Consider the following 13,246-nt stretch of genomic DNA (forward strand, 5'->3'; position numbering starts at 1 on the left):
CGTGACGCCCGTCCTTCTTTACTCTACATCGCCGAGCAGGGTCTGCTGTTCTCGAACAACACGGTGGCGCGCTGCTGCCGATGCCATCGCTGCATCGAAGTCGCGCCAGACCTTCCGCCCGAGCCTAAGCGCATCTGCGTCACGTGCTACGCCGAGCTCCGCAAATCGGACTAGGCAATCGCAACCGTCGCTGGTCCGTCTCTCCAGACGACGCGCCGGACCGGTGAATCCTTGATCAACGACAAATAGGTGCACGTGCCACGGTAGTAGTAGCAGCAACCATTCAATCCGCCTCGCACTCATACGCTGACATGCTGTTCAGGTTGCCCCGGGGCCGCTCTACCTCTGAATGCCGACACCTCTGTTGCGCGCGCTTATGTCAGCTACGGGGGCAGCAGACAACACTACGCCGGACTGGCACGCTCCGAGTTTGTCAGCGTATTCCACCCCCTGCGGCGGCTAGCTCACAAACACAACTCGCGTCTCCAGAGAAACCCGCCGGTATAAGTCCTCGACGTCGTCGTTGACGAGCCGGATGCATCCGGAGGCGACGAGATGGCCGATAGTTTTCGGCGTGTTGGTGCCGTGGATGAGCAAGCCGGGCTTGTCGAGCAGCAATGCGCGTGCACCCAGCGGACTGCCGGGCTGTCCGGTCGACGCAAGTAACGCGTCCGCGTCTTTCGTGCTTACACCCGGATTCTTCCAGACGGGCCACTCAAGCTTGCTGGCAACGTGGAAGAAGCTCCCGCCCTTCAGGCATTCCTGCGCAAGGCCAATGCCGTATCGGCGTGCCGAATTGTTCGAATCGATCAGGTAGAGAAATCGGTTTTCGCGATCAATGACGATCGATCCGGGGACAATGGTGGTGCGATAAAATACAACCTGTCGCTGGAACGCGAAGGGTAGGCCGTCGCCTGTCGAGCCCCCATCGACGCCAGGCTTGAGGTCCGCCATAACCTCCTCCTCGCGCCCGCGTCCTGCCTTCGACGATGATGCCGTCATGCCGGCGCCGACCGGGCCCTTGCTGGCAACGTGGCTGTAGATCAGGGCCGACAGGGCGATAACGACAACGATCGCCGAGGCGGCGATGACCAGCGGCCTCCAGTTGCTGCCCGTCAGTAGCACCTTGTCGATGTCGACCGCAGCTGTTTCCTGTTCTGCGGTGAACTCATCCTCGATCCGCCGGATCGCATCCTCGAGCGCGGCGGTTTGAGACGCCGCCACCTCGCGCGTGAGGTGGGACGACTTTCTGATGAGATTCCTGGCTTCATTGTAAATTCTGGCGCGCGCGACTCCATCCTTGCCGGCGACGGCGTTCGTCAACAGTGAGTAATAATCCACGTTCATGGGGTTCCCCCTGACTACCTGACGGGAGGGGCGTACAGGATACCGCCCTGCGTCCACAGCGCATTGAGCCCGCGCGGAATGCTGAGCGGAGATTGCGTCCCAACATTTCGCTCATAGATTTCGCCGTAGTTACCTGTTGCCCGAATGGCGCGCGTGGCCCAGTCCTTCTCGAGGCCTAGTTGCTGGCCGAACTCACCTTCGTTTCCAACTAGGCGCCGGATGTCGGGATTGGGAGACTTCAGCGCATCATCGATCGTCGTCGACTTCAGACCGAGCTCCTCAGCATTGATCAGCGAGTAGAGCGTCCACTTGACCAGATTGAGCCACTGGTCGTCACCTTGTCGGACCGCTGGCCCGAGCGGCTCTTTCGAAATAACTTCCGGCAGGATGATATGGCTGTCGGGTGCGGCGAGCTTGAGACGCTCCGCGTAAAGTTGCGAGACGTCGCTGGTCAGTACGTCGCATTTGCGGTCGTCATATGCCTTGCGACTCTCTTCCGCGGTGCCAAGCGCCAACACCTGCAGCGGCATACCATTGGCGCGGAAATAATCCGCCAAATTGAGTTCGCTGGTGGTGCCGGTCTGCGTGCAAACCGTCTTACCGCCAAGCTGCAAGGCGGTGTCGATGCCCGCCTCCCGGCGCAACAGGAACCCCTGGCCGTCATAATAGGCAACGGCTGCGAACATCAGGCCAAGTGAGGTCTCCCGCGACATGGTCCAGGTCGAATTGCGCGACAACACGTCGATCTTGTTTGACTGCAGCGCCGCAAAACGCGTCGAAGCATCGAGCGGAACGAAAGTCACCTTGGCAGGATTGCCGAAAATTGCCGCGGCGAGCGCCCGGCAGACATCGACGTCAAAGCCGGTCCAGTTGCTCTTGTCGTCTTGGCTCGAAAATCCCAACAACCCCTGCCCGACGCCGCAATTGAGTGTACCGCGCTCCTCTACGGCCTTGAGTGTCTGTGCCTCGGCCCGCAGGGCTCCAACAACGAGCATGAACAAGAGCGTTGCGGCCATGAGGGCGAAGGATCTCCTTGCATATTCGGGCATTTTTCTCGCAATCGGTTACGGCGCGCCCCGGCGACGCGCCATGCTGAGGAAAGGCAGATGGCTAATCGTCATCTTCCTGCTTTGCTACCCGCAAACGCAAGCCCTTGATATAGATCAACGGCGGAATAGGTGGCGGTCTGGGAGTGCTTATAGACGACTGCTCCCTTCAGGGAGACGAGAAGCGTTGCTCTGGCGTCGCAGACGCTGTGTTTGCGGCGCAGATCGGCGCCCGGAACGCCGTCCTCATGATCTTTCAATCAAAGCGGCCGCGCTTCATGCTCCGGTCCCCTTCTTGGGTCAAAGCGAACTCAAACTGGATTAAGCCCGTGGGGCAAAGTCACGGCCAGCAAGCAGCCCCCTCCCTTGGTGACTCATCATCAAGCGAAGGGCCGCTTGTCACGCGTCGCTACAAGCCCATTGGGTGCAACCCGAAGTCAGCAGACCCGGAAGTCTGTTGACCCATTCCAGACGGACTGCGTTTGATAACAGGAAGAACCGTAAGCAGCGGCCGCGCCAAGCGCTGCGCCGGTTGCGACACCGGCAGCCGCTGCAGCGGGCCATCCTCATCCGCCATCATAATACCCGCCGCGATAGTAGCGACCGACCGCCCGCCGCCGCCATGCCAGCCTGGACGGACACCGCCGGCCCATCGGGTCCCTCCTCCGTGCCAGCCGGGTCTTACTCCTCATGAAAATGGGCACCACGGGCGCCTGCGCCAGCATGAACCCCTCCTCGACGAGCGTCCGCTTGCTCAGGCATCAGTGTTGCTGCTGGTGCGAGTGGGCCGAGGGTCAGTAAGACCTTGCTTGATCTCAAGGTACGCCTCCCCTCATGACGTAGAACCGCAACAATGCAGCGGGCCACTGTCTCGTTCCCGCCGCGTACCCCCAAAGTGCGTACTGTTGAACGCGCATCACCAGATTGGCACGAATTGCATATCCGACTCCCGCGACGTTAGCGCTTACACTCGCAATTTGGTCTCACCAGGCTTTTTAGACGAGGCGATGTGAGGGAATTGGCCTGGCAAAAGAGCTTGGAGATGCCGATAAGTCTAGTGCGGAGCAATCGTCGCACTGCTACGACAGATTGAAGTGTTGACGTCGCAGGGGAAGAAGACTGCCCAGTGAAGGAGGCCCGGACGCCATCTGGGCCTTCTGTGCACACCGCGCTCAAGAACCAAGACCAAAGCCGATCCGCAACTATCAGCGAAATAGCGATCAGTCACGGCTTCATCGAGTTGGGCCGCTTCGCTGGCGCGTACCGCGCGAGCTGCCGTCCGAAACTCTCAAGCGTAGCGCGGGGCGACCAGCTTAGCTGTCGCTGCTCACACCTCTGGATGTAGCGCGATCAGAACGATGATCACAGGAAGTACTGCGAGCCAGCAGTCTGAGGCGATGATCATCCATTCGGTGCCGGTTCGTTTCTCGCTTGCGATGCTCATCCAGATTTCGACGGCCCCGACGTGTATCTGAGGGTCGCGCCGGAGCCGTCTTGTCGGACGGGCTTTCGATTCCGGGGCTAGTGGAGGTTGAGCCAATCCGATGCGATAATCGGATCACAATCGCCTCTTGATGGAAGTGCAATTTGTGCCATCTCAACCGGTTCCATTGCCCGGATTGCACCATAATTGATGCACAACCAGTGCACCCGCACGTGTTGTGATTTCGTCCAATCACCACCAATCTGCATCTTCCCCGGTGATGGTGGGCGGCTCATGTTCCAGCACTGGACTCGCAAAGTGCGTCGGCTGTTGTCGCCGGGGAACTTGGGGCTGCGCTAGTGCATTCCACGCCACGCCAAAGCTTTTGCCGGCACCGCGCAATGCATCGCCAACAGTTGCCAAGCGGATTTCCCATCCGCGTCCGCACTGGCGTGAAATGAACACCTCGGACGATCCAAACCCGCCAACGTCACGTTTTCATTCGCCCAGCAATATATTCAATTCTTTCTTCTTCTGCACTCAGTTCAATTCTCGACATTGCATCACCGCACATCAAGCCGCCCCAACAGGCGATGCTATCGAGAACTAAAACGCGTCGTCAATGCGACAACACGCACTGGTGTAAACCAGTCCGGTGCGAACGCATGCGTGTCACGTCATCAAGACAATCACCAGTCCCACCGCGAACACCACCAGCCACACGTAAGCGGCGATGATGATCGATTCGCAGCCGATTGGTTTTCGCGCATCAGCACCGTTCGGGCGTTGTTGATCGCTCTCTCGCATGAGAAGCGCTCGTCCGTTTGATCCATGCTAAACCCCGCCGGGGCGGGGCCACACAGCGCGCCACCAACTTCCTCTTTTCGACGGCTCTTCACAACACCAGCGACCAGGGCATATGCTGCACCCGCTGCTGGTCACGGCACACCAACCGCGAGGATCGACCAAGCCCGGCTCACCAGAAAGCCAACGGCAGTCCCTCGCGATGAACGACCACACCGGCATTGCCGACCTCATCCGCGAAGTGAAAGGCGCACGCGACAACATCGTTGCGACCGATGCGCGGCACATGCGGCTTTTCGAGGAAATGAAAACCGAAAGCACGCGGCTCGGTGCGGCGCTGGTCGACACACAGACCAAGCTTGCCAAGGTCAGCGCCGACATGGCGGAGAGCGCTACCAAGCTTGTGCGCGGACGGAAGAGACCATCAACAGGCTCTCTATTAAGCTCAACCGGCCACATGGTTCGTTCGGCGACGTCATCACCACCGGCGCCAAGCACGTCACCGATTATCTTACTCTGCGTCATACGCTGAAAAACGGGTCCATCGCCGATCCAGCCGACGTTCACCAGTCAAGACCACGATGAAGCCGAGGCCGCGATCCAGTCATTCGGTGCTTACCGCGCCGGCACCACTGCCACGCTGCCGGATGTCCAGCGCAAGGCGCTGTCGACTTTCAGTCTCGGATCGAACGGCATCAGTGTGCTTGGCCGCGTCCGCGCTCAGATGTTCGAAGCGGAATACCGCAGCTACCTTGCGCCGTAGAATATGGATCGGGCACGAACGTCGCTCCGACAGACGCTAAGTAACCCAGGTGATTAGAGCCGCCGATCGGCGTCCAGACTGCGATCTCCGCTCATCATTGACGGTGCCGGCACGGTCCGAGTTCTTGACAAACGTCGCTCTATTACAGCTGCTGCTCTATGCAGAGCTGAGCCCAATCCGGCAACGCCAAGCGATGGCAGCTCCGCATGATCTGTATCTGCTAAAATGGGGTTCGCAGTTTTGATCTGAATGGTACCAAATTTGGCGCGCCATTCAGAATAAAACTACGAACTCGTATGTGATTGAGATTCCGATATAATCCAGCAAATGGCGGTTGGCCAAGTCCTGGCACCACCCGACATGCGGGCTTGTATGGGGTTAACCAAGCCTGGCGCGGCCACCCAATGCGGTGAGAAGTGGCTCAAGCTGGTCCTCATAGACCCGCCAACGTCCGACTGCGCTCCGATAAATGGGCTTGCGGACCTGCGTCGCGCTCGCGGTGCGGACCGGACGCTCGGTTCTGTGAAACGACAGGCAGCGGTCATCCCATGGCAAGCCGCAATGGGCGATGATGCGCTGCGCCTGGCTCTGCAGATCACCCACCACGTCTTCATAACGGACGTCCAGGACGCTTCCGGCCGGCAGGACGCGGCACCAATGCGTCATCAGCCGCTCGTAGCGCCGGTAATAGCGGCCGAGTTCGCCGAGATCGTAGGTATGGTTTTGCTCGGCGGAAAACAGCTTGGAAAAGCACGACACACAGGTGTCGACCGGATCGCGCACGGCGTGAATGATCTTCGCCTGCGGGAGCGCCAAATGAATAAGTCCGAGGAAATAATAGTTCGACGGCATCTTGTCGGTGACGCGCTGCACGGTTGGGCTTGCCTCTCGCCGCGCAACCTCGCCGAGCCGCGCGACATAATCTCTTCCGATTTGCCGCAAGGCGGCCTCATCCAGCGCAGGCACGAATTCCGGATATGGGATCGTACAGCCGTCCGTCCCGCGGACGGTAAGAACGACGTCATGGAGGGTCTGCAGCTCGCCGGCGCCGTGCACCATGGGATGGCTGGCGATGATCTGTTCGATCAACGTCGTGCCCGAACGCGGCATGCCGACGACAAAGATCGGCACCTGTGAAGGATCGCCGCTGCCGGACTTCGCTTCGATCATGTCCGGAGTGAAAATACGCTCGATGTGGTCAAACAGCGCGAAGGCCGCCGTCTCGTCATAGCCAATCGTCGCGCGCTTGGCCGCATTGCCGGCGTGCAAATGCCGGAACGAACGCGGGTAGTCTTGAAGGTCCGCATAGGCTTTGCCGAGCGCGAAGTCGATCTGCATGCGATCGGTCTTCGACAGGCGCTCGCTCTTCGCTGCAAGCGCTTCCATGGCGACAAGATGCGGGTCGCCGGCGACGAATTTCCTGGAGTCGGCAAGATTGACATAGACGCTCGCGACGGCCGGATCGAGCCGCAGCGCCTCGAGATAAGCGTTCTCCGCTTCGTCCAATCGGCCCAGCTCCTTCAGCACGTTGCCCATGTTGTTATAGGCGTCCGCCAGATCCGGCTTGAGCGCGAGTGCGCGCTGATGAGAGGCGAGCGCGCCATCGAGGTCGCCGCGCTCGAACGCGATCCGTCCCATCAGATTGACGGCGTCGTGACTGTTCATATTGAGCGAGAGCGCCCGGCTGGCCGCCACTTCCGCCTCATCCACTTTCTTCTGGTCGAGCAGCACAGTGCCGTAGTGCAGATGAATCTTGTCACTGTTCTGCTCGATGACGAGCGCGCGGCGCAACAGCTCGGCGGCTTCGTCGAGCCGCTCGAGATCCTTCACCGCAAGCGCCAGATTATCGAGCGTATCGGGATTGTTGGGCGCAATCTCGAGCGCCTTGCGGTAAACCGTCTCGGCCTCTTCGGCGCGCTTGAGCTCACGCAGGCAGGTGCCGAGATTGTTCCAGCCGTCGGCGAAGTCCGGTTGCAATTCGACGGCGCGGCGATAGGACGGCTCCGCCTCGGCAAAGCGTTTCAATCGCTGCAGAGCGTTACCGCGATTGCTGTGAGCTTGCACGAAATGGGCCTGCAGCGCGATGGCGCGTTCGTGCAACGAGAGCGCCTCCTCGAACTTGCCCTGATCGAACAGGGCGATGCCGAGATTGCTGTGGGCGCCGGCATTGCCCGGATCAAGCGCGATGGCGCGGCGGCTCGCCGCAATGGCTTCGTCGGCGCGGCCGGCAAGTCGGCACATTTCACCGAGATTGGCGTGATAGAGCGCAACATTCGGATTGATCGCTATCGCTTGCCGTACGTGTGCGATGGCATCGGACAATTTGCCGGACTGGTGCGCAATGATGCCGAGCATGTGGGCAGCCTCGGCATTGTCGGGCTCGGCTTCAATCGCGCGGCGCGTCAACTCGTCTGCATCGGCCAGAAATCCGTTGCGGCGCTTCTGTTCGGCGACAATGAGCGCCTGGCCGGGCGGCATTGCCGTCACCGGCGCAGTGATTGGCTCCGCAACCTGCGCAGCTTCCGCCGCCATGATCGCCGCGGCATGCGCGGCGCGGCGCACGCCTTCGGCCTTGAACGGCGTGAGCCGCGCGAGGTCGCCCTGCACGACAGCCGCAAGTTCCTTGACGATGCGCGGCACGATATCGGTCCAGCTCTCGCCGCGCTTTTGCCGAAACAGGCGCATGGTCGGATACCAGGGATTGTCCTCGCGATTGAGCATCCAGCGCCAATCACTCACCCAGGGCAGCAACACCCAGACCGGTTTGCCGAGCGCGCCGGCAAGGTGCGCAACCGATGTGTCGACCGTGATGACGAGGTCGAGCGCATCGACCGCGCCAGCCGTATCGGCAAAATCCTCAAATCGCGCGCCGAGATCCTCGATCGCGGGCTTGCCCTTTCGCTTCTTCAGATCAGCCGTACGCGGCCCAAACTGCAGGCTTGCGAATGAAGCGCCCTGCACTTCGAACAGCGCCGCCAGGACTTTCAGATCAAGGGAGCGGCGGCTGTCGTTGACGTGTTCGGGATTGCCGGCCCACACCAGGCCGACCTTGAGGCCTCGCATCTTGGCAAGGTGCTTGCCCCAGCGTTGCGCGGCATCGGCAGGCGCGCGCAGATAACGCACATCGCTAGGAATGGATTCAAGCCGGGTCCTGAACAGCCGCGGCAGGCTGAGCAGCACGGCATCGCAATGATACGGTGCCGGATCGCCGCGATCGCCGAGCACGGTGATGCCTGGCAGGCTCTCGCGGAAAAGCGTCACCAGCTGCTGATGCACGCGCAAGGTGACGCGGCTCGCGCGCCGGGCAAGCGGCGGGATGTAACGCGCGAATTGCAGCGTATCGCCGAAACCCTGTTCGGCCTGAACATAGATGTGCTTGCCGGCAAGGCTGCCGCCTGCCCAGGGAATTTCCGGAAAACGCGGCCCCTTGCGTTCGGTCGAGCGAAGCCGCCATTCATATTCGTCAAGACCCTCGCCGAATTCGCCGCGCATGAGCAGGAGAATGCCGAGGCCGGAACGGGCATTGGCGTGATGCGGCGCCAGCGCGATCGCGCGGCGCAGCGCGGCAATGCCTTCGTCGAAGCTGCCGCTGTGATGCAGCGTCGTGCCGTAATTGGCCCAGCCGTCGGCATAATCCGGCTTGAGCTCGACGGCGCGGCGAAAAGCGGCGATCGCCTCGTCGAATTTCCGCAGAGCGTGGAGCGCATTGCCGAGATTGCCGTGCGCTTCGGCGAAGTCCGGCGCGGCAGCGATTGCCTTGCGTTGTGCGCGCGCCGCCTCTTCGTAGTCTTTCAGCTCGTAGAGCGCGACGCCGAGATTGCTCAGCGCCGCCGGCAGATCCGGCTCGATGGCAAGCGCACGCCGTGCCTCTTCAACGGCGAGCTTGGGCCGCCCGGCAAGGCGAAGCATCTCGCCGAGATTGGCGTGAAACACCGCGATCTGCGGCGCGAGCCTGGTCGCGCGCTGCACATGCTGGATAGCCTCGGCAAGCTTGCCGTTTTGATGTGCGATGACGCCGAGGAGGTGTTCGACTTCCGGCGTATTCGGCTGCACCTGGAGGATCTGACGGCACACCGCCTCGGCTTCCGTCAGCCGGCCGTCGCTGCGGCAGCGCTCGGCGTATTGCAATGCCTCACCGAGCGGCATGAACGCCGGTGGTGTCTGCCCGCCCCTATTGTTCATTGCCTGGATGCACCGCTGTCTTAAGCCGCCTCACCACGAGTAGCGCAGCGTCCCCGTCCCGCCATAGGTTTGCGCGCCGGCGCCGAAATCGCCGTCGAATTTGACGATCGCGGTCCAGCTCTGTGTGATGTGCAGTTCGGCGGCGGCGGTCGTCAGCGCGGAGTCCTTCGGCGGCGCCGCGCCGTTCACCGTGAAATTCGAGCCGGGCAAGGCCTGGAAAGCGGCGTTCAACGCCGTCGCATTCGTGTACCAATCATGCGCCCAGGCGAAGCGGCCGCGCAGCACCAGCGGCATGCCGTTGACGACTTGCAGATTGTCGAAGCGCATGCCGAGCTCACTGCGCGTGTCGGTCGCATTTGCCGACGCATAAGACAATCCGAAGCCACCGCCGGTGAGATCGGTTTCGGTGTAGCTCGGCGTGCGGAAGCCTTGCGCCTGCAGTGCGGCGTAAGGTGTCACGCCAATGATGGCGCCGGTGACCGGCACGGCATAGCGATAGCCGGCTTCGCCCCGCGCCGCGTAGCTCTGGCCTGTGAACGTCGCGCGCAACTGATCGCCGAGCGCGATGCGATCCGTGGTGAACCAGTGATTGGCGAAGGCCAGCGCACCGGACAGATAGAGCGGCCCCCAATGCGTCTTGGTGTAGAGGCCGGCCTGGAAGGCGTCGCTGCGTCCAGAGCCGAGCGCCTGCGCGAGCGTCCAATTCGTGCCGCCGCCGGCAAGGCCGAAGCCGTAGACCGTGTCCGGCGTGAGGTGCCGCTCCATGCCGGCCGCGAAGCCGTAATCGCTCGCCGTGACATTATTGGAGCCGAGCGCCGCATTGCCATCGGTATGGCTCGCGCCACCGAAAGCCGCGCCCCACACCGTCCAGCGCTGATCGAAGCTTTGCGGCGCATTGGATTGCGGCGCCTTCAGCGCCTTGGCGTAAGCGAGCGCCACATCTGCCGGCAAGGTCGTGTCCTGCTCCGGCGCAAATCTTGCGGTGCCGCCGCCGCTGATGCCGCCGCCGCCCGCCGTCGGATCGAGCATCAGCTCCAGGAAATGCGTCATCAGATGATCGGCACCTTTGCCCGCCCCAGTCGCCGCTTCGCCGGAGAGCTGGCTCAGCGCATATTGCAATTGCGCCGGAGGAAGATTGAACAGATTGGCAAAGCCCGCCGGCGGCGTAACGCCGCTCTGGATCGCGGTGTCGATCGCGGTGGCGACATTGACGACATTGACGGGCGGATTGGGTGGCAACAGCGGCAGCAGCGAGTTGTATCTGACCGTCAGATCGACGTCGTCGCCGGTATAGCTGAGCACACCTCTGTAGAGGCCGAAGACGACGTCCTGGTTGGTGAACGTCCCGGTCACGCCGCCGTTGGCGGCAAGCACCGTATAGGTGGAGTTGACAACGGGCGTGCTGCCGCCGGCGACGGCGAAGCGCGCGCCGCTCGCGATCGTCGCCGTCCCGGACACGTTGGCGCGGCTCGCCGCCGCGCCGTTGAGCGTCACCATGTAGACCGCCGCCGATTGCAGCGTGAGGCTGCCATTGATCGTCATCGACGTGCCGGGCGCCAGCGTGCCGCCGCTATTGACGCTGACCGACTTGAACGTGCCGGTGCCGGCCAGCGTGCCGCCGGCATTGACGTTGACCGCGTTGAACGTGCCGGTGCCGGTGAGCGTGCCGCCGTCGACGTTCCAGGCCTGGGACTGGCCGAAGACGCCGGTCGCCGTCCACACGCCGCCCACCACGTTGAAGGCGGTGAAGCCGGTATATTGCGTGCCGATATTCGACAGGTTGAAAGCGCCGCTGCCGGTGCCGCCGAGCTGGAACGTGTCGCCGCCCTGGCCCTTGACGAGGCCGGTGATGCTGTAGCCCGGCCCCAGCGTAAAACTGTTGCCGGCGGCATTGCCTGACAGATCCACCGCCGTGCCGCTCGTCCCGACGATGACGCCGGAATCGAAAACGCCGACCGGGCTTGCGCTGCTGACCGAGATGCCGGTGGCGGCCGAGATCGTGCCGCTATTGGTGATCCCGTCAGCGAAGGCCATGACATGGTCGACCTTGATGCCGGTGCCGCCGGCCAAGATCGTACCGGAATTGCTGATGCCGCCGGTAAAGGTCGAGATCGTCATCGACGCACCAAAGAAGGCGTCGCCGCCGACCCAAATGCCGTTGCCGCCCAACCCGGCCGAGATCATGCCGGAATTGCTGATGCCGCCGCCGAAGCTGGAGATCGTCACCGACGACCCGCCGCTCAAGGCGATGCCGCCGACCCAAATGCCGTCACCGCCCACCCCGGCCGAGATCGAGCCGGAATTGTTGATGCCGCCGTTGAAGGCCGAGATGGTCACTGACGGCGCATTGATGAAGACGTTGCCGCCGACCCTGATGCCGGCGAAGCCGGCCGAGATCGTGCCGGAATTGCTGATGCCGCCGCTGAAGCTGGAGATCGTCACCGATGAGCCGTTGGTGAGGTCGCCGCCGATCCAAATGCCGCTGCTGGCGGCCGAGATCGTGCCGGAATTGGCGATGCCGTCGCTGAAGGCCGAGATCGTCACCGAAAACGGAAGTTGAACGAAGCCGTTGCTGCCGCCGACCAAAATGCCGTTGCCGAGGCCGACGCCGAGGGCGGCCGAGATCGTGCCGGAATTGCTGATGCCGCCGCTGAAGGTCGAGATTTTGACCGACGTGCCGGCGCCGCCGCCGACCCAAATGCCGTTGCCGCCGGGGTTGCGGATGCCGTGGGGGCCGCCGCTGTTGCCGGCCGAGATCGTGCCGGAATTGCTGATGCCGCCGCTGAAGCCGGAGATCACCGATACGCCGTTGGAGTAGTCGTCGCCGCCGACCACAATGCCGTAGGCGCCGGCCGAGATCATGCCGGAATTGCTGATGCCGCCGCTGAAGCTGGAGACCGTCACGGTGCCGCCGCCGACCAAAATGCCGTCGACGCCGGCCGAGATCGTGCCCGAATTGTTGATGCCGCCGCTGAAGCTGGAGACCGTCACGGCGCCGCCGACCAAAATGCCCAAGTAGCCGCCGGCCGAGATCGTGCCCGAATTGCTGATGCCGCCGCTGAAGCTGTCGCCGCCGACCAAAATGCCGTCGCCGGCCGAGATCGTGCCGGAATTGCTGATGCCGCCGCTGACAGTCGCATTATAAGTCAATATTCCGGTGCCTGAGGCCGCGGTGATGTTGCCGGCGTTGATAACGCTGCCGCCGATTGAGCTGTTGCTGACGGTGATACCGGGCAAGAAAACGCCGCTCGCGGTGATGGTACCGCTCGCGCCATTGACCAGATTGCCGCTGACAGTCGCATTGTTGACGACGATGCAGTCGCTGCTGCCGGTGTTGGTATAGGGGAACGGCCCGGTATAGCATGCATGGGCCGCCGGCGCGCCGCCGCCGACCAGCAGCGCGGCAAGCGAACACGACGCGAGAAGCGGGCGCAGACGCGCACCGTCAATGCTGGTTGCTTCGGAGGCGGCGCGCTGCGCGTAATGGTTGCCGAGCTGCAAATGATTTGTCACTTATTGCCCCGAACCGGGCCGCCGCGGAGGAATCCCCGGCAAATATCCCCGGCCATGTCCTTTCGAATCCGTCGGAGAGCAATCGGAAATCCCCCCGACGACGTCTACCTACGCTGATCGCCGTCAATCCCTGCGTCAGTCAAGCGTGACAACAGCGTGACTCTTGCT

The 13,246-nt window shown here is 62.4% G+C and carries 6 protein-coding genes; 1 reads left to right on the forward strand and 5 read right to left on the reverse strand.

Annotated elements, in window-relative coordinates; translation table 11 throughout:
• Window positions 1–459: 459 nt before the first annotated feature.
• From FNJ47_RS09705 to FNJ47_RS53180, 3 genes are all read right to left on the reverse strand, one after another.
• Complete coding sequence (locus FNJ47_RS09705; RefSeq protein ID WP_163152859.1) at window positions 460–1,347, reverse strand: L,D-transpeptidase; 888 nt, start codon at window positions 1,345–1,347, stop codon at window positions 460–462.
• Between the two features lie 14 nt (window positions 1,348–1,361).
• A complete protein-coding gene (locus tag FNJ47_RS09710; protein WP_163152860.1) occupies window positions 1,362–2,363 on the reverse strand; it encodes an amino acid ABC transporter substrate-binding protein in 1,002 nt (333 codons plus the stop codon).
• A gap of 2,125 nt (window positions 2,364–4,488) precedes the next feature.
• Window positions 4,489–4,623 (reverse strand): hypothetical protein, encoded by a 135-nt coding sequence (locus FNJ47_RS53180; protein WP_283811227.1) that lies wholly within the window; start codon window positions 4,621–4,623, stop codon window positions 4,489–4,491.
• Between the two features lie 199 nt (window positions 4,624–4,822).
• Between FNJ47_RS53180 and FNJ47_RS09715 the strand changes: the two genes are divergently transcribed.
• Window positions 4,823–5,152 (forward strand): hypothetical protein, encoded by a 330-nt coding sequence (locus tag FNJ47_RS09715; protein WP_163152861.1) that lies wholly within the window; start codon window positions 4,823–4,825, stop codon window positions 5,150–5,152.
• A 609-nt stretch (window positions 5,153–5,761) separates the two neighbouring features.
• Here FNJ47_RS09715 and FNJ47_RS09720 read toward each other — a convergent pair.
• Complete coding sequence (locus FNJ47_RS09720) at window positions 5,762–9,565, reverse strand: tetratricopeptide repeat protein (RefSeq protein ID WP_163152862.1); 3,804 nt, start codon at window positions 9,563–9,565, stop codon at window positions 5,762–5,764.
• A 30-nt stretch (window positions 9,566–9,595) separates the two neighbouring features.
• Window positions 9,596–13,078, reverse strand: coding sequence for an autotransporter domain-containing protein (locus FNJ47_RS53875; protein WP_163152863.1), 3,483 nt, complete (start codon window positions 13,076–13,078; stop codon window positions 9,596–9,598).
• Window positions 13,079–13,246: the final 168 nt, after the last annotated feature.

It is taken from the genome of Bradyrhizobium uaiense, assembly GCF_010811875.1.
In the GTDB taxonomy this organism is placed as follows: domain Bacteria; phylum Pseudomonadota; class Alphaproteobacteria; order Rhizobiales; family Xanthobacteraceae; genus Bradyrhizobium; species Bradyrhizobium uaiense.

Bases quoted from the DNA above. Each gene is read 5' to 3' on its own strand.
- FNJ47_RS09710 (WP_163152860.1), bottom strand. From the start codon at position 2,363: ATGGCCGCAACGCTCTTGTTCATGCTCGTTGTTGGAGCCCTGCGGGCC.
- FNJ47_RS53180 (WP_283811227.1), bottom strand. From the start codon at position 4,623: ATGCGAGAGAGCGATCAACAACGCCCGAACGGTGCTGATGCGCGAAAA.
- FNJ47_RS09705 (WP_163152859.1), bottom strand. From the start codon at position 1,347: ATGAACGTGGATTATTACTCACTGTTGACGAACGCCGTCGCCGGCAAG.
- FNJ47_RS09720 (WP_163152862.1), bottom strand. From the start codon at position 9,565: ATGAACAATAGGGGCGGGCAGACACCACCGGCGTTCATGCCGCTCGGT.
- FNJ47_RS09715 (WP_163152861.1), top strand. From the start codon at position 4,823: ATGAACGACCACACCGGCATTGCCGACCTCATCCGCGAAGTGAAAGGC.